14 protein-coding genes are annotated in these 16,923 nt (G+C 73.7%); 6 read left to right on the forward strand and 8 right to left on the reverse strand.

Annotated elements, in window-relative coordinates:
- Nucleotides 1-3: 3 nt before the first annotated feature.
- The 5 genes from QCN29_RS10870 to QCN29_RS10890 are packed head-to-tail and all read right to left on the reverse strand — an operon-like array spanning nt 4 to nt 8,122.
- Entirely contained in the window at nt 4-930 is a 927-nt protein-coding gene (locus tag QCN29_RS10870; RefSeq protein ID WP_279927618.1) for a hypothetical protein, read from the reverse strand.
- Nucleotides 931-3,804, reverse strand: a complete 2,874-nt coding sequence (locus QCN29_RS10875) for an SAV_2336 N-terminal domain-related protein (protein ID WP_279927619.1) — start codon at nt 3,802-3,804, stop codon at nt 931-933. It abuts the gene before it with no gap.
- A gap of 3 nt (nt 3,805-3,807) precedes the next feature.
- Nucleotides 3,808-4,932: an AAA family ATPase gene (locus tag QCN29_RS10880; protein ID WP_279927620.1), complete on the reverse strand. Its 1,125-nt coding sequence runs from the start codon at nt 4,930-4,932 to the stop codon at nt 3,808-3,810.
- 2 nt (nt 4,933-4,934) lie between these two features.
- A complete protein-coding gene (locus QCN29_RS10885) occupies nt 4,935-6,953 on the reverse strand; it encodes a VMAP-C domain-containing protein (protein ID WP_279927621.1) in 2,019 nt (672 codons plus the stop codon).
- On the reverse strand, nt 6,950-8,122 hold the full coding sequence (locus QCN29_RS10890) for a hypothetical protein (RefSeq protein WP_279927622.1): 1,173 nt from the start codon (nt 8,120-8,122) through the stop codon (nt 6,950-6,952). Before QCN29_RS10890 ends, QCN29_RS10885 begins: the two co-directional genes overlap by 4 nt.
- A 184-nt stretch (nt 8,123-8,306) precedes the next feature.
- Between QCN29_RS10890 and QCN29_RS10895 the strand changes: the two genes are divergently transcribed.
- The 6 genes from QCN29_RS10895 (at nt 8,307) to QCN29_RS10920 (ending at nt 13,579) form a co-directional block, all read left to right on the forward strand.
- Nucleotides 8,307-8,546, forward strand: coding sequence for a hypothetical protein (locus tag QCN29_RS10895; protein ID WP_240136041.1), 240 nt, complete (start codon nt 8,307-8,309; stop codon nt 8,544-8,546).
- A 159-nt stretch (nt 8,547-8,705) separates the two neighbouring features.
- A complete protein-coding gene (gene cbiE / locus QCN29_RS10900) occupies nt 8,706-10,088 on the forward strand; it encodes a precorrin-6y C5,15-methyltransferase (decarboxylating) subunit CbiE (RefSeq protein WP_279927624.1) in 1,383 nt (460 codons plus the stop codon).
- Nucleotides 10,085-10,837: a precorrin-4 C(11)-methyltransferase gene (cobM, locus tag QCN29_RS10905; protein WP_279927626.1), complete on the forward strand. Its 753-nt coding sequence runs from the start codon at nt 10,085-10,087 to the stop codon at nt 10,835-10,837. The genes cbiE and cobM overlap by 4 nt, the downstream gene beginning before the upstream one ends.
- A 227-nt stretch (nt 10,838-11,064) precedes the next feature.
- A complete protein-coding gene (locus tag QCN29_RS10910) occupies nt 11,065-11,439 on the forward strand; it encodes an RNHCP domain-containing protein (RefSeq protein WP_240136203.1) in 375 nt (124 codons plus the stop codon).
- Between the two features lie 120 nt (nt 11,440-11,559).
- Nucleotides 11,560-12,729 carry a GDSL-type esterase/lipase family protein gene (locus QCN29_RS10915; protein WP_279927627.1) on the forward strand — a complete coding sequence of 390 codons (1,170 nt, stop codon included), beginning with the start codon at nt 11,560-11,562 and terminating at the stop codon, nt 12,727-12,729.
- Between the two features lie 154 nt (nt 12,730-12,883).
- The gene (locus QCN29_RS10920; RefSeq protein ID WP_279927637.1) at nt 12,884-13,579 is read left to right on the forward strand and encodes a cobalt-precorrin-6A reductase; all 696 of its coding nucleotides are present in this window, start codon (nt 12,884-12,886) and stop codon (nt 13,577-13,579) included.
- Here QCN29_RS10920 and QCN29_RS10925 read toward each other — a convergent pair.
- The 3 genes from QCN29_RS10925 to QCN29_RS10935 all read right to left on the reverse strand — a co-directional run.
- Entirely contained in the window at nt 13,549-15,063 is a 1,515-nt protein-coding gene (locus QCN29_RS10925) for a precorrin-2 C(20)-methyltransferase (protein WP_279927628.1), read from the reverse strand. The two genes, QCN29_RS10920 and QCN29_RS10925, sit on opposite strands and share 31 nt — an antisense overlap.
- Entirely contained in the window at nt 15,060-15,701 is a 642-nt protein-coding gene (locus tag QCN29_RS10930) for a precorrin-8X methylmutase (protein ID WP_240136033.1), read from the reverse strand. The genes QCN29_RS10925 and QCN29_RS10930 overlap by 4 nt, the downstream gene beginning before the upstream one ends.
- Nucleotides 15,698-16,923, reverse strand: a 1,226-nt coding sequence (locus tag QCN29_RS10935; protein WP_279927629.1) for a cobalamin biosynthesis protein CobG, incomplete at its 5' end; no start/stop codon positions are given. The genes QCN29_RS10930 and QCN29_RS10935, both read right to left, overlap by 4 nt.

Here is a 16,923-nt window from a genome sequence, read left to right on the forward strand (position 1 = left end):
CCCTCACCTGCCCCGACCCCGTGCGGCGCTCCCCGGGGCCCCGTGCCGCGTACGGCCGCCGAGGCGGGCGGGCCGCTTGTCGGCGGCCAGTTCGCGCAGCATGCCGAGGGTGCCCAGCTCCTGGCGCAGCAGCCGCAGCCGCGCCAGGTGGGCGCGGCCGGTCCGCGAGGAGACCTCCGGGGGCTCCGACTCGAGGACCCGGACACGCTCGTCGGCCGGGTCGCTGTGCGTGTAGCACAGCCAGGGGGTGTACGGGCCCGGCTCCGACGCCCAGGTGGCAGCGGTCAGTCCGGCCCGGCACCCGTACGGCAGCAGCCACGCGACGGCGTCGATGGTGGCGAGCCGGGTCATGGCGAACCGGCTGGAGCGCGAAACCAGGGCGAGCGGCCGCTCCAGGGCTGTCGCGGCGGTGGCCGCCGCCCAGTCGAATCCCGGCTCGCCGTCGAGGAGTTCGGCGACCTCCGGCAGCGGATCGGGGCCCGTGGGCAGGGCGAGACGGCGTTCGCCGTCGTCGGGCGGCAGCTCCACGGGGCGGACGGCGTGCCACAGCCCGGTCAGCCCGAGGCCGGTGCGGGCGAGCTCCTCGTACGGCACGGCGAAGAACCGCGTCGCGGCGATGCGCCGCCCGGAGGAGTCACAGTACGCCTCCGAAGGGCCGCTCCAGTGGGTGATGGAGATGCTGATGTGCCTGCGGGGCAGGTCGCTCTCGCCGAAGGCCCCGAACGAGATCCAGGGCAGGCCCTCCCCCGGCGCTCCGCCGTCCGCCCACTGCGGGGGCGTGCCGAACAGGGTCCGCCGTACCAGGTCGTCGAACATGCCGTAGGCGGAGCGGCCTTCACTGCAGGCGAGGACACGGTACTCGCCGCCGTCTCCGCCGGGTTTGGACAGCAGCGCCCACACCGCCCGCAGCCCGTCCTGGTCGCCGCCCATTCAGCGCTCCCCTCGTCTTCTGCGCCGCTTGCCCGGTTCTTCCGACTCTGTACGCGTCCGTCCCAGGGCGACCAGGGGTTCGAGCACGTTCAGCGGGCGGGCCTGCCCGCGCAGCATCGGGATGCCGTCCTCGTCGCGGGTCTGGTTGGAGCAGTCGTCGAAGTCGACGGAGCCGTCACGCCGTCGGTGGATCCCGATGGCGGACAGCACGAACCAATGCACCCGCTCCTCGAGGAAGTTCAACCGCACCAGACGCACGATCTCGGCGATGTCCTGCGAACTGCGTCCGAGCCAGGAGATAAAGCCTTCCGCGTCCTCGGGCGGCACACAGGGGTCGCCCTGCTCGTTCTGGCCGACCCAGTTCCCCCGCCGCGCGTCGCGGAAGACCCTCGGGTCGTCGAACTTGCTCAGACACACGGCGACCCGGTGCGGCAGCCGGCCCAGCTCCAGCCGGCCGCTCTCGAAGTGGTCGCGGGTCAGCCGCTCCAGATGCGGGGTGAGATAGGCGGCCTGCGGCTGCCGGCTGGGTGGGCTGAAGGGATCGACCAGCAGCAGGATGCGGTTCGACCGCCCCAGATGGCGGTTCACCGCGTCGTCCTTCCCATACCGGTCGTGCATGAACTCCCCGCCGCCCGCGTCGAGCAGGTCGAGGGTGAAGTCGACACGCAGCCGCCGCTCGGACGGCGCCCGGAGGTTGGCCAGGTCGGCCCGGAAGACATACGAGAAGTGCCGGGGCGTCAGCGTGGGCTCGGGGAAGCGACGGGCGCGCGCAAGGCTGCGGGTCTGCTGAACGAGGAAGTCCTCGGCGCCGCCGTCCTTGGGGATGACGTTCCAGCGGCCCCGCTCCTCGGGCATGTTGACCGCGGCCAGCCAGGCCGCGGCGAGGAAGGTCGTCTTGCCGCACATGTTCGCGCCGAGGACGGCGACGCGGGCGTCCGCCGCGGAGTCGTCGTCGACGGGGGCCCGCGGCGGGGCCGTCGGGGCGGGCCGCCCCTCGGTGTGCTGCCGGGACCGCTCGCCCGGTACCGGCTCACCGGCCGCCCGCTCGCCCGGTGCCGGCTCACCGGTCCACCGGTCGTCCGATCGGCGCCGACGGCGGGCAGCGCCCCGGTCCGACGCCGCTCCCGCCGCCGAGGCCGGAACCTGTACGGGCCCCTGCACGAGCCCCTGGACATGCCCCTGCCCCTGCGGCGCGGTGACCGGGACGCCTCGTGCTGCGGCCTGCTCGATGCGTTCGACGGCACTCCGGTAGGCGGGGCCGAGGCCCTTGAGGATCTCCGCGGCGACCCTGGCGAGCGGCTGGAACTCCGCGTCGATCTGGCGGATCAGCTCGGTGTCGCCCGGAGAGGCCAGCAACGCGGGGAAAGCCAGGGGGGAGCGCCTCAGCCGATGGGCGACCTCGCGGGAGACGGTCATAAAGGTGTCGATCGCCTCACCCCGCTCCAGTCCGCCCAGCAGCAGCCCGCGCACGCCGTCGACGAACTCGTAGTCCTCGCCGCCCGGCTGTCCGTCGCCCTGTGCTCCACTGCCGGGGGCCCGGCGCAACAGCCCGCCGAGGAAGACCTCCGCGAGGGGAGCGGGGTCGCTGCACTGGTTCCGCTGTCTGCTGGTCGCGGTGTGCACCAGCCACATCGTGTCCAGGTTCAGCGGCGCGGTGGCCAGACTGCGCAGCAGCCGTCGCGCACGGGGACTCGCCGTGGCGTCGAACTCCCTGATCAGACGGCCGGGTGAGGTGTCGCCCCGTACGGCGGCGTCCATCGTGTCGGGCTGCTCGTCCGGCGGCCCGTCGCCGGCCTGTCCGTCGGCGGTGACGATCCAGGCGGAGCCCGAAAGCACCTGCCCCGGCTGTCCGCTGAGGAAGGCGACCCAGCGACGCAGCGACGCGGGATCGAGCGAGACGACGGGCACGGCGAGCGGAGGGTCGGTCTTCCAGGGCGGCTCTCCGGGCCGCAGGTCGCCCCACGACCAGCCCGCGGGGGTGAACCGGTCGGGCCGCACCCGGCACGGCACGTCGCCGACGCCCTCGCCGTCCGTGCGCAGGTACACGGGTAGCGGGTTGACCCCGGTCCGCGGCCACAGACGGCGAGGCAGCAGATGGATGACCACCACAGGCCCGTACCGGCTGAGGCGGTGGGCGTGCCGGGCGAGCTGCCCGTCGTGCCAGCCCCGGTTCACTCCGTCGGTGACGAAGGCCACGATGCGCCGGCCGTTGGGCTGGATCAGCTCGCCGAGCCCGGTCGCGCCGCCCCGCCCCGTCAGCGCCACCGGGTTGGCGTCGGACCGCAGCCGGCGCACCGTCACCGAGCGGAACGCGCCGTGCCGGGCCGCGCCGACCGCCATCTCCCGCAGCATCCGGTCCCACAGGCGCATCGACGCGCCGGTGTCGCAGACAAGCGTCAGCTCAAAGTGCGGCTCCTTCGCGGGCGTGCTGACGGGGACCAGCATGCCGCTGGTCGCCCACTGCTCGGCGGTGGCGTTCTCGTCCACCTCTGTGGCCACCGGCGAGGGGCTGGTGCGCCGCAGCTCGCGCAGGGCGCCGGCAAGGCCCAGTCGGTGCGGGAGGGTCCAGGTGGGCGCGGGGCCCTGCACACCGCCGCCGGACACCCGGCCCGCGGCGGACAGCACCGACCCCGCGCGCAGCAGATGGACGTCCATGCCCGCCCCGGCCTGCCCGGGGCCGCTCGTGGGGGCGGTGCTCTCCCTCGGTGCGCCGCCGGGCTCAGACCCGAGGGCGGGGTCGGGCGGCGTCTCCTCGTCCTGCACGGGGGGCGTCGCACCGGTCATGCGGCGGGCCAGCCAGGCGACGTCGAGCACCTCGCCGAGGCCGATGTCCGCCTCCGTGCTCAGTAGGGCCGCCGCCACCGCCGGGTGCACCGGTCACGCCCCGGACAGCGGGTGCAGCACGGCCTGCTCGATGGTCGCCAGATCCTGTGGGCCGATCTGGGCACTGAGACGCAGCCGCACGGCGTTGATGAGCTGGTCCGGGGAGAGCTGGCGCCCGTCCCTGCCCAGCTGTTCATAGCGGTCCAGCACATCCTGGACCTCGTCGAAGTCGGTGAGATTGTCGAGGTGCTCCTTCAGAATCGCCTTCAGCCGCTCCGTGGTGGGGGGTTCAAGCCGGAGGAAGAGACAGCGCCTGCGGAAAGCGGGCGGGAATTCCCGCTCGCCATTGCTGGTGAGGATGACGATCGGAAACTGGGCGCAGCGCACCGTGCCGCCGTGCACGGGGACGTTCTCCCCGCCGTCTGCGGACCGGACGTACACCAGGTTGTCCTTCTTGCTGATGCGACGCAGCTCCGGAATCTCGTATCCCCCCGTCTCGAAGACATGCAGCAGATCGTTCGGCAGGTCGACGTCGCTCTTGTCGATCTCGTCGATGAGCAGCACCCTCGGCCGCAGCCTCGGCAGCAGGGCGTCCCCCAGCGGCCCCAACCGGAAGTAGCCCCCGATGTCCTCGCTCTCGGCCTCCGGCTTCTTCCAGAGTGCCGTACGCTGACGCACGTTCATATCGTGCATTCGGCCGAGAACGTCGTAGTCGTACAGCCCCTCACGGAGTGTGGAGCGGCTGGTGATGCCCCAGCGCAGCACGGGGCCGAGCTCGAGTTCCTTGGCCACGCTCGCGGCGAGGGTGGTCTTCCCCACGCCGGGCGGTCCGGTGACCAGCAGGGGCCGACGCAGATGGATGGCCGCGTTCACCAGATCGTGAGCCTTGCTGTCGCCGTGGTAGGCGACCGCGATGTGCTCGTCCCAGGCCAGGGCGCGGGGGTCGGGCTCGGGGGGAGGGACGGGATGCCAGGGATCGTCCCCGGGCCTTTGCGGATCGTCCGCGCAGGCGCGCGCTTTCTCCAGCCCGAACACACGCCAGGGCGGCGGGTCCGGGATTTCCGCTCCTTCGTCCCCTTTCCTGGCGGGGCGTGTCGCGGGGTCCGCCCCGTTCTTCCACTGCCCCTGATAAACCCACCACGCAGGAGGGGGACCGCCGAGCTCTTTATATGTGTCCATGGTCAACCACCTTCGGCAGGCTCGGCAACCCGGGTGCGGGCCATTGGAAAACGAAGCGGATCTTCGAAGATCACGGCCATGTCGGGAAATTCCGCAGTCCCGGTGCGCAGTTCGAACATGATGTCCGGGATATCCTTCAGCGGCCTTTCCAGAAGCATTCCCTCCAGCGTCTGCCGGAACTGGCCGCTGCGGCACAGACGGCGGTCGACCATCGTCCCCTTGCTGGCGTCCAGGCAGGCCTCGTACGGCCAGATCGCCACCGTCGCACCGTAGTTGAGGGCGGTCGAGACATGGTCCTGCGCACCCTTGACGCCGTTCCTGGGCTGGGCGAGGACGATTCCGGCGCTGCTGACCGACGCTCTTCCGCTGAAGGCTTTACGCACGGTCGCGAGGTCGCAGGGCGTGATGCATGCGTCCCACAGGAAGCAGTCGGTCGCCGCGAGCGTCTCCAGATGCTCGCCGCTGATGCGCGTCCAGGCTCTGGATGTTCGTCCGTACGTATGCCGCCAGCGGTCTCTGAGCACGACCGGGACGAGCTCTCCCAGCAGAGGTGCGGCCCCGCTGTCGGCGGCATAGCAGGGGAAGCGGTGGAAGCGCTGGTCCAACAGCTCCCTGTCGACCAGGAATTCGAAGCGGGACTCGTGCAGTTCGTCCGCCGCCAGCTGCCGGGAACTGCGGTCGTAGACCTCCAGGAACGCCTCGCCGAGCTGCGATTTGCGCCATGCCCGGGTGGGGAGGGGGATGTCACGTGGCTCCCCGTCGCTGTAGAACCGCGCGTTGAGGACATAGAGCGGGTTACGCCGCGACGCCGCCGTGATCTGTCCCTCTTCCTCTGCTCGTTGGATCTCGACGACCAGGCTGGACTCGCACGGCCGCACGGGGGCCTGCGTGGGGGCAGCCGTCAGCGGAGGAAACCCGGCGCGCTCGCTCAACGGTGCGTACCAGCCGCGGATCTCGGGGCCGATCGAGTCGAAGTCCGCCAGCACGGAGCACAGCACGGTGATCGCCGGCGGTCCTTTCTGCCGGGCGAGCAGCCCGGCGACGTGCACCGCCAGTTCCTCCAGCGGCATGTCCGGCTCGGCGAGATGGACGTCGGCATGGTGCAGTGCGCTGGCGACCGCACCCCGCTGCGCAGCGGTGAGGTCCACCCCGGCCACGATGGAGCGCAGCGCCTCGATCTCCCGCTCCTTCAGCTGGGTGTAGGGGCGGTAGTCGCTCCGGAGCACATCGGTCCCCGCGCGGGTCGCGCGGAAGTGCGTGGGGATCTGGTCGACTTCATGGCGTGCGTACTCCTCGGCGAAGCGCTCGTTCAGCCGCTCCACGGCCTGCTTGATCGCCGTCAGTTCGAGTGCGTCCCGCGGCGTGAGTCGTTCCAGCTCGCCGAGGAGTCTGCCCGTGAAGACCCCGCCCTCGCTGTCGACGGCCGCCTTCTCGCCCTCGCGGGCGGCGTAGAGGACGAGTTGGTCGGTCCACCCGGGGTGCGGCGTCTGCCCATTCGCGGTGATGAGCGGCTGGGTGCCGTGCACATCCTTCTCGTGCTGGACGTACCGCTCACGGCAGGCGTCGACGACGTACAACTGCCGCTCGGGCCTGCCCTTGTTGCACATGAACGCGCGGAGATCCTCCAGCACGGTGCAGGAGGGGCGTTTCAGGAAGAGCCAGTGGCGACCGTCGTAGCCGCAGACGGCGCCGTGGCCGAGCCAGTAGAGGACGAAGGCGTCGTCCGGGCCGAGCTGCTTCAGCCGTGCCTCGTCGTCGAGGAACTGCTCACTCAGGCTCCCGCGGTCGGCGCGGGCGACGTCGAAGCGGTGACCGCCTTGGCTCGCGAGCCAGGTCAGGCCGTTGACGTCGTGTTTGGGAAGGTCGGCGTTGGTGAACACCGTGATGTGGCACTGCTCGCGCACATGCTGGAGCAGCCAGCGGGCGAACCGCACCGCGCTGCGGTGCGAGTCGGGCAGGTCGGGCAGCAGGGCGCCGTCGCCGTAGCGCTCCGGGACGACGAGCAGAGCGCGCAGGGTCACCGTGCGCTCCTCTCGATCGCCGCCGCGATCGCCTGGTACACCTCCCGTGTGGCCCAGTAGGCGCCGTGCGCCCGCGGGAACGGCTCGCGCGTGTCGACGGCGACGTCCCGGACACGGCCCGGGAACTGCGGCTCGGCGGGGAAGCCCAGCAGATCGACGGGATCGTGCACATTGAGCCAGTCCGCCGTGAAGTGCCCCGGCAGCGGCGCGCCGTAGCGATGGCTGGCGAGCGCGTCCATGCCGTAGAGGTACGGGATCTGGCTGCCGACGCTGACCAGCAGCCGGACCTGCGGCAGCGCGGCGGCGACCAGGGTCTCGAAGGAGGCGATGCCGCCGAGGCTGTGGCCGAGCAGGACGACCGGGCCGCCGTCCGCCGCCGCCTCGGCGACCCGCTCGGCGAGATAGGTGCGCACCGGCTTGCCGCGTGCCTGGTAGAGGAGGATGTCCCCGGCGGCGGGCGTGGAGCGTTCGAGGATCTGATGCCGGTAGCGGCGCACTGCCGGGTGGGCGATGCGCTGCGCGGTGCGCCAGCCGGTCCGCAGCGCCTTCCGGCCGGCGCCGAGGGCCGTGCCGCCGAGGGCGTCCGCGACCTCCTGCGCCAGATCGTCCCGCTCGGCCGGGGTGACGAGGGGGCCGGCGGCTCCTTCCCGTACGGCGATGTACTGGGCGGTGACCGCACGGCCGACGAGGTCGTTCACCTTGGTCACGGCAAGCGCGGGCAGCGCGGCGTCGAACTCCTCGTCCGCCAGCAGCTCCTCGACGGCCCGGCGCAGCGCGGCGGCGCCTTCGTCGCCGACGCGCTCGCGGACCGTGCCGTGCTCCGGCAGGCCGCGTAAGCCGCTTTCGAGCCGCTTGACGACACGGGGCGGGACGGCGGAGGCATCGACGCCGGCGTCCAGGACGGCCAGCCGGGTCTCGTAGAGCGGGTCGTCGTAGAGTCTCGCCCAGACGGCTCTACGGCGATCCGCCTCGTCGGAGGCGCCGGCGGCGGTTTCGGGCGGCATGCCGTCGGAGGCGGGCCGGCGGACTCCCAGGACATCGCCCCAGGGGCAGGGTTCGACCGCCACGCCCGGCAGTTCGTCGGCGAGCCCCTTCGTCAGCCGTTCCAGATCGGCCGCGTACCGCTCGGCGCGCACACCGGTGCCGTGGACATAGAGAATCGTGGTCACTGCTCCCCCTTGTGCCCCCACGGCCCCCGCCCTCCCCGTCCGAGGGTGAGGAGCCGGATGCACACTGTAGTAGTGGCGTAGGTCACTGTGTGGGGGAATCGGGGAACATCCGGAAAGTCGTCGGCGGTCCACGACCGGCCGTCCACGACGCGCGCCCGACGGCGCGGGGGGTCACTCTGGACGCATGGAGAATCCCACCACCCCGGAGGAGTCCGGCCATCTCGTCGACGTGGCGCCTTACGACGCCGACAGCCGCTACCGGCGTGTGCGGTTCCGCGGCAGCGGTTGGGAGTCGCTGGAGCGGGAGGAGTTCGAGCCGCGTGTACGGCGGGAGTTCCCGGACATCGACCTGGACGATCCCGAGCAGGTGCACTGGGCGGACCGGCCGGGCGAGTGGCCGCCGTGGCACCCCGGCGAGGCGTGAGCCGGGGGACTTGAGCCGGGGGTCTTGAGCCGCAGGTGTGACACGCAGCCCGCGTGACATGCCGGCGGCGCGGCCGCAGTCCGGACGCGGCGGCGGGTGCGGGAAGACGGCCGAGTAGAGTGCCGGTCCGTCCCCTTCCGACCCGTGAGGTAACCGGCCGTGAGCTGCGCAGTCCCCCTGCCGTCCGTGTGTGTCGTCGGGATCGGCGCCGATGGCTGGGAGGGGCTGGCCGAGCCGGCCCGCGCGGCGCTGCGCGAGGCGGAGGCCCTCATCGGGGGCGCCCGGCAGCTCCGGCTGGCGCCCCCGGAGTGCGGCGCTGAACGCATCGCCTGGCCCACGCCGCTGCGGCCCGCCGTACGCGGACTGCTCGAGGCACAGGCCGGACGCCAGGTCTGCGTGCTGGCCAGCGGGGACCCCATGTTCTACGGGATCGGGCGCGCCCTGGCCGAGGAACTGGGCCCCGAGCGGCTGCGGGTGCTGCCGCATCCCTCGTCCGTGTCGTACGCGGCCGCCCGGCTCGGCTGGCCGCTGGAGGACCTGGAGACCGTCACCCTCGTCGGCCGTCCGGCGGCCCGGCTCGCCGCGGCCCTCCATGACGGCCGCCGGCTGCTGGTGCTCAGCGCCGGAACCGGCACGCCCGCCGAGGTGGCCGCCCTGCTGCGGGAACGCGGCTTCGGCCCCAGCCGGATGCGGGTCCTCGAACAGCTGGGGTCAGAGCGGGAGCGGTCCGTCGAGGGCGTCGCCGATGACTGGGCGCATGCGCCGGGCGACGCGCTGAACGTCGTCGCCGTCGAGTGCCGCAGGGCGGAGGGCGCGCTGCGGCTCGGCGGTGTGCCGGGGCTGCCGGACGAGGCGTACGAGCACGACGGTCAGCTCACCAAGCGTCATGTGCGGGCGGCCACGCTGGCCGCGCTGGCGCCCGCGCCCGGGGAACTGCTGTGGGATGTGGGCGGCGGGTCGGGTTCCATCGCGATCGAGTGGATGCGTGTCCACCGGTCCTGCCGGGCCGTGACCGTGGAGCGCGATCCGGCGCGGGCGGAGCGCATCGGCCGCAACGCACGGACGCTTGGCGTGCCCGGCCTGCGGGTGGTCACGGGCCGGGCACCCGAGGCGCTGGCGGGCCTGCCCGCACCGGACGCGGTGTTCATCGGCGGGGGCCTGACCGCCCCCGGACTGCTGGACGCCTGCTGGGAGGCGCTGCCCGCGGGCGGGCGGCTGGTCGCCAACACGGTGACCCTGGAGTCCGAGGCGCTGCTCGCCGACCGCTACCGGAGGTACGGCGGTGAGCTGGTGCGGCTTGCGGTGGCGCACGCCGTCCCGGTGGGCGGTTTCACGGGCTGGCGGCAGGCGATGCCGGTCACCCAGTGGGCTGCGGTCAAGCCCGGAGCCGCGAGCACCGCGGATGCTCCGGGCACGGCCCAGGCGTCGACCGAGGCGTCGGCCGCGCCGCAGACGCCGGGCAGACCACAGGCATCGGTCACCCCGGAGGCGCCGGTCGAGCACGGTCGGGCGGTCAAGCAGACAGGAGACGACACAGCATGACGGTGTACTTCATCGGCGCGGGCCCCGGCGCCGCGGATCTGATCACCGTGCGGGGGGCCCGGACGCTGGCCTCCTGCCGGCTCTGCCTGTACGCGGGCAGTCTGGTGCCCCGTGAGCTGCTCGCCGAGTGCCCGCCGGGCGCGCGGCTCGTCGACACGGCCCGGCTCGATCTGGACCGGATCGCGGAGGAGATGATCCGCGCCCATGAGGAGGGCCACGACGTGGCCCGGCTGCACTCCGGCGACCCCTCCGTCTTCAGCGCCGTCGCCGAGCAGATGCGGCGGCTGGACGCGGCGGGCGTGCCGTACGAAGTGGTGCCGGGCGTGCCTGCGTTCGCGGCGGCGGCCGCGGCGCTGAAACGCGAGCTGACCGTGCCCACGGTCGGCCAGACCGTCATCCTCACGCGCATCGCCCAGCAGGCCACCCCCATGCCGCCGGGCGAGGACCTGGCGACGCTGGGCCGCAGCGGCGCGCTGCTGGTCCTCCACCTGGCCGCCCGCTACGCCGACCGCGTGGTGGAGGAGTTGCTCCCCCACTACGGGGCGGACTGCCCCGCGGCCGTCGTCGCCATGGCCAGCCGCCCCGACGAGCTCGTCCTGCGCGGCACGCTCGCGGACATCGCCGCCCAGGTGAAGGCGGCGGGCGTCGTCCGCACGGCGGTCATCGTCGTGGGCCGCACGCTGACCGCCTCGGCTTTCCGCGACAGCCACCTGTACTCCCCGGACCGCGACCGCGACCACGTCTGCTGAAAACCGGTTGCCGAGCGCCCGTGCGGCGGGTTCTCATGCGGGTGACCGGAAGTCGAAGCAGAGGTGGTGTGTGTATGCCCAGGGCACAGCGGAGTCGTACTCGCGATCGGGGAAGACTCTCCGTCTCCGTCTGCTGAACGCGCACGCGGACGGTGAACTCCCTCGATGCGAGACGGCGTACCTCGCTGACGCCCTTTCCGCGCATCACACCAGGAGTCGTGTCCACGATGTCCCGCAACACCTCACGACGGGCTCGCGCCGAGGCGCGCGCCCAGTCCTTCCGCTGCCTCAACTGCGGGCTGGACGTGTCCATGAACGCGCCCGGCACCGAGCATCGCAATCACTGTCCCACCTGCCTGTGGAGCCGTCATCTCGACGACACCCCGGGCGACCGGGCCGCCGACTGCGGCGCCCGGATGGAGCCGCTCGCCATCTCCGTACGCGGACGTGGAGAGTGGGTGATCGTGCACCGCTGCACCGGCTGCGGAGTGCTGCACGCCAACCGCACGGCGGGCGACGACAACGCCCTGCCGCTGACCCGGCTCGCGGTCCGTCCACTGGCTCAGCCGCCGTTCCCGCTGGAGCGGCTCGCGGCGCTGTGAACCCGCCGTGAACCGGCTGTGACCATGTCCCGGGCCGGGCCGAGTGCCCGGTCCGGGACCCCCGGCGGTCCCTCCGAGAACTCCGCGAAACCCGAGCACCCCGAGCGGCAGACTGAGGCCATGAACGCCAACCACCAGTGGACCACCACTCCCATCACCGCCGATCTCCTGCGCGGCGCCCTCGAACTGGAGCGCACCGCGCACGGCGTGCTGCCGCACCGGCTGCCCGCGTGGGCACGGGCGCAGTGTTCCGACGGGTGGCTGGCCATGGCGGAGTCCCAGCCCTCCGGCGTGCGGCTCGCCTTCCGCACCCGGGCCACCGCCGTGGAACTGGACTCGCTGCCCACCAAGCGGGCCTACGTCGGCGCCCCGCCCCGTCCCGACGGCGTGTACGACCTGCTCGTCGACGGCCGCCTGGCGGGCCAGGCCAGTCTGCGGGAGGGCAACAGGCTGACCGTCGACATGGCCACCGGAGCCACCGTCATCCGGCCCGGCCCGGCCGGCACCCTCCGCTTCAGCGGGCTGCCCGACGGCCCCAAGGACGTCGAGATCTGGCTGCCGCAGAACGAGACCGCCGAACTGATCGTCCTGCGCACCGATGCCCCTGTGGAGCCCGCACCCGACCGGGGCCGCAAGGTGTGGCTGCATCACGGCAGTTCGATCAGCCACGGCTCCGACGCCGCCAGCCCCACGGGCACCTGGCCCGCGCTCGCCGCCTCGCTCGGCGGCGTGGAACTGATCAACCTGGGCCTGAGCGGCAGCGCCCTGCTCGACCCGTTCACCGCCCGCGCCCTGCGCGACACCCCCGCCGACCTGATCAGCCTCAAGATCGGCATCAATCTGGTCAACGCCGACCTGATGCGTCTGCGTGCCTTCGCCCCGGCCGTCCACGGCTTTCTCGACACCATCCGCGAAGGCCACCCGACCACGCCGCTGCTGGTCGTCTCGCCCCTCCTCTGCCCGATCCAGGAGGACACCCCCGGACCCATCGAAGTGGACTCGGGCGGCTCCGCCGACGGAAAGCTGAGTTTCCGGGCCACGGGCGACCCCGCGGACCCCACGCGTCTGACGCTGACCGTCATCCGGCAGGAGCTCGCCCGCATCACCGCCGCACGGGCGGCCGACGATCCGAATCTGCACCATCTCGACGGCCGCGAGCTCTACGGCGAGGCCGACTCCGCCGAACTGCCGCTGCCCGACCGGCTCCATCCGGACGCCGCCGCCCATCGCCGCATCGGCGAACGCTTCGCCGCGCTGGCCTTCGCCGACGGCGGCATCCTGACCCGATGAGGCCCGTGCCGGCCCGTGTGCTTGAGTGGGCACCCGCAACCGCATCCGCCCCGCACCCGGAAGGACCCCGGTGACCCCCGCCCCCGCCGCCTCCCCCGCGCCCCATGTACTGATCCTCGGCGGCACGACGGAAGCCCGTCGCCTCGCCGAGGAGATGCACACACAGGTGCGGGTGACCAGTTCGCTGGCCGGGCGGGTGGCGCAGCCCGTGCTGCCCCCCGGCCAGGTGCGCATCGGCGGGTTCGGCGGGCCCGAGGGGCTCGCCCGGTGGCTGCGGGAGCACCGGGTGGACGCCGTCGTGGACGCGACGCATCCGTTCGCGGAGGCGATGAGCTTCAACGCGGCCCGGGCGGCCGCCGACGCGGACGTTCCGCTGCTGGCGCTGCGCCGGCCGTCGTGGACCGCGGGACCCGGCGACGACTGGCGGTCCGTCGGCTCGCTGGCGGAGGCGGCCCGGGCGCTGCCCGCCCTCGGGGAACGGGTGTTCCTGACGACCGGCCGCATGGGCCTGGCCGCCTTCGCGCACCTTCACACCCAGTGGTTCCTGGTGCGCTCCGTGGACGCGCCGCGGCCGCCGTGCCCGCCGCGGATGGAGGTGCTGCTCGACCGCGGCCCCTTCACCCCCGACGGGGAGCGCGAACTGCTGCGCCGCCATCGGATCGAGGTTCTGGTGACCAAGGACAGCGGCGGCGCGGCGACCGCGCCCAAGCTGGCCGCTGCCCGCGAGGCGGGCATCCCGGCCGTGGTGGTCCGCCGGCCCCCCGTGCCGCAGGGGGTGCCGACGGCGGCGGACTCCCCCGGGGCCGCCGCCTGGCTGCGTCAGCTGTTCGCGTCGCGCTTGCCGGGGTAGCGGCGCGGCGTCCACACCAGCTCCCCGTCGCCCCGCCGTACCGCGCGGGTCTGCGAGGAACCGACGATCAGCAGCGTCCGCATGTCGACCTGCGCCGGGTCGAGATCGGCGAGCCCGACGACCCGTACGCTCTCCTCCGCGCCGCCCACATCGCGCCCGACGACGACGGGGGTGTCCGGGGCACGGTGCTCCAGCAGCAGTTCGCGGGCCTTGCCGACCTGCCAGGTCCGGCTGCGCGAGCCGGGGTTGTAGAGCGCCAGCACCAGGTCCGCGGCGGCCGCCGCGTGCAGCCGCTCGGCGATGGCCTCCCAGGGCTTGAGCCGGTCGGAGAGGGAGACGACGGCGTAGTCGTGGCCGAGGGGCGCGCCCGCCCTGGCCGCGGCGGCGTTGGCGGCGGTGACGCCGGGCAGAACGCGCACGGGGACGTCCCGGTACGGGTCCTCGGCGGCCGCTTCCAGCACGGCGGCGGCCATGGCGAAGACGCCCGGGTCGCCGCCGGAGACGACCGCCACCCGGCGGCCGCGCCGCGCCAGGTCGAGCGCGAACTCGGCGCGTTCCGCCTCCACCTTGTTGTCGGAGCCGTGCCGAACCTGCCCCGGGTGGTGCGGCACCCGGTCGAGGTACGTGGTGTAGCCGACGAGGTCGTCGGCGGCGGCGAGCGCCCCGCGCGACTCGGGGGTGAGCCACAGCGGCCCGGAGGGGCCGGTTCCGACGACGGCCACCTCGCCTGCGGGCGCCGGCGGCCGGGCGTTGGCGATGCGGCTGGGCACCACGGCCATCGAGAAGTACGGCACGGAGTCCGGGTCGATCCCGGCGAGTTCTCCGGTCCGCTCGCCGTCCATCGTCGCCCGCTCGACGTACCGCGCCTCCGCCAGCCTGCCCGAGCGCTCCAGCGCCCGCCGCACGGCGGGGAAGGTGCGGCCCAGTTTCATCACCACGGCCGCGTCGGCCGCCGCGAGACGGGCCGTCAGCTCCTCCTCCGGCAGTGTGCCGGGGATGACCGTGAGGACCTCCTCCGCCTCCACCAGCGGCGTGCCGAGCCGGGCCGCGGCGGCGCTCACCGAGGTCACGCCGGGGATCACCTCGGTCGGGTAGCGGTGGGCCAGCCGCTTGTGCATGTGCTGGTAGGAGCCGTAGAAGAGGGGGTCCCCCTCGGCGAGCACGGCGACGGTGCGGCCCGCGTCGAGGTGGGCGGCGAGCCGGGCCGCGGCCTCCTCGTAGAAGTCGTCGAGCGCGCCCCGGTAGCCGCCGGGGTGGTCGGTGGTCTCCGTGGTGATCGGGTACATCAGGCGCTCCTCGATGTGCTCGGGGCGCAGATGCCTCTCCACGATGCGGCGGGCGTGGGAACGGCCGTGGCGGGCGCAGTGGTACGCGAGGACATCGGCCTCGCGGACGACCTCCGCGGCGCGCAGGGTCATCAGGGACGGGTCGCCGGGCCCGAGCCCGACGCCGTACAGCCGTCCCGTCGTCTGGTGGGTGCTCATTCTTCCTCGCTCGCGATCGCGTTGAGCGCGGCGGCGGCGATGGCGCTGCCGCCGCGGCGTCCGCGGATGACCAGGTGCTCCAGGCGGGAGGGGTGTTCGGCGAGTGCGTCCTTGGACTCGGCGGCGCCGACGAAGCCGACCGGCACGCCGATGACGGCGGCGGGACGGGGCGCGCCCTCCTCGACCATCTCCAGCAGCCGGAAGAGCGCGGTGGGCGCGTTGCCGACGGCTATCACCGCGCCTTCCATGCGGTCGCGCCACAGCTCCATGGCGGCGGCGCTGCGGGTGGTCCCCATGCGGGCTGCCAGTTCAGGAACGGAGGGGTCGGACAGGGTGCAGACCACGTCGTTGCCGGCGGGCAGCCGTTTGCGGGTGACGCCGCTGGCGACCATGGAGACGTCGCACAGGATGGGGGCGCCGGCGCGCAGCGCCTCGCGGGCGCGGATGACGGCCTGCGGCGAGTAGCGGAGGTCGCGTACGAGGTCGACCATGCCGCAGGCGTGGATCATCCGTACGGCGACCTGGGAGACCTCCGGGGGCAGCCCGGCGAGGTCCGCCTCGGCGCGGATGGTGGCGAAGGACTCGCGGTAGATGGCCGCGCCGTCCTTCTCGTACTCGAACACTGTCTTCTCGCTCATTTCCTCACCGGGTGGCTGGGGGTGGTGCGTGCCGCCGCGAGAGCGCCGGCGAGTTCTGCGGTGGTGACGCCGTGGTGCACGGGGCCGTCGGGGGCGGCGACCCGGTAGCCGTCCGGTGTGGCCAGCACGTCCGTCCACCGGCCCCGGGGGTGGCCGCAGCGGCGCTCGCAGCCGGAGAAGTGGATGGGCAGCCCTCCGCCTGCGGACGCCGTCGCCGCCGCGGCGTCCGCCCGTACGTCGGCCAGCGACCTGGCGCAGCCGGGCCTGCCCGCGCAGGCGCTGACGCCGTTGCGGGGGTCGTCGGGGGCGACGATCAGCCCCGCCGCGGCGAGTGCGGCGAGCCGGGCGGGCGCGGCGGCGGGTGCGAGTCCGGGCAGCACGACGCCGCGCCAGGGGGTGAGGCGCAGCGTGCCGTCGCCGTCCTCGCGCGCCGCGGCGGCCAGTTGCCGCCACTGGGCGGCGGTCAGCCGCCCGAGCGGCACTCCGAGGGACAGCGCGGTACGGCCGTCGGGTCCGCTGACCGGGCCGGGGTCGGGGGCGGGCCCCTCGGACGCCGGCACATCGCTTTGGTACCGCGCTTCGATGCCGTGCCCGGCCAGCAGCGGAACAAGGCTGCCCGGCGACGGGGCCTTTGCTGCGGGCAGTTCCCGCATCCTCCACGCCTGTCCCCCCGCCTGCTCCACGAACATCTCGGCGACGACGAGCGCGGCACGCGCGGCATGCCGGGCGGCGATGCGGTACGCCCCGGAATCGCCCGCGATGCGCATCAGGGCGAAGGCGGAGTCGGACCGGTCGTGAGGCGTCGCACGCTGCGCGGGCGCCAGAATGCCTCCGGACTCCCCCTCGGCACCCCCAGGCCCACCGCCGGCATGCGGGCCCGCCGCTCCGACCACGTCGGACGAGGACTGCCCGCCGACAGCCGACGCAAGCCCGGCCGCCGCAATGCCTCCGGACTCCCCCTCCCCGTCGGCATCCGCACCGCCGACATGCGGGCCCGCCGCTCCGACCACGTCGAACGGCAGGCCAGGCAGCCCGGGCAACGCCGCCGCCTGCGCGCCGACGGCCGCCCCAAGGCTGTGCGCCCGGGTGCCGCCGGACCCCGCGTCGGCGCCCCAGGACCCGACGCCGACATGCGGGGCCGCCGCTCGGTCGGCGTCGGACGATGCACCGGACGGGGCGGGCGGGGCGGGCGGGGCGGCCGCACGGTGAGCCTCCCGCGCCG

The sequence above is a fragment of the Streptomyces chengmaiensis genome, assembly GCF_029846775.1.
In the GTDB taxonomy this organism is placed as follows: domain Bacteria; phylum Actinomycetota; class Actinomycetes; order Streptomycetales; family Streptomycetaceae; genus Streptomyces; species Streptomyces chengmaiensis.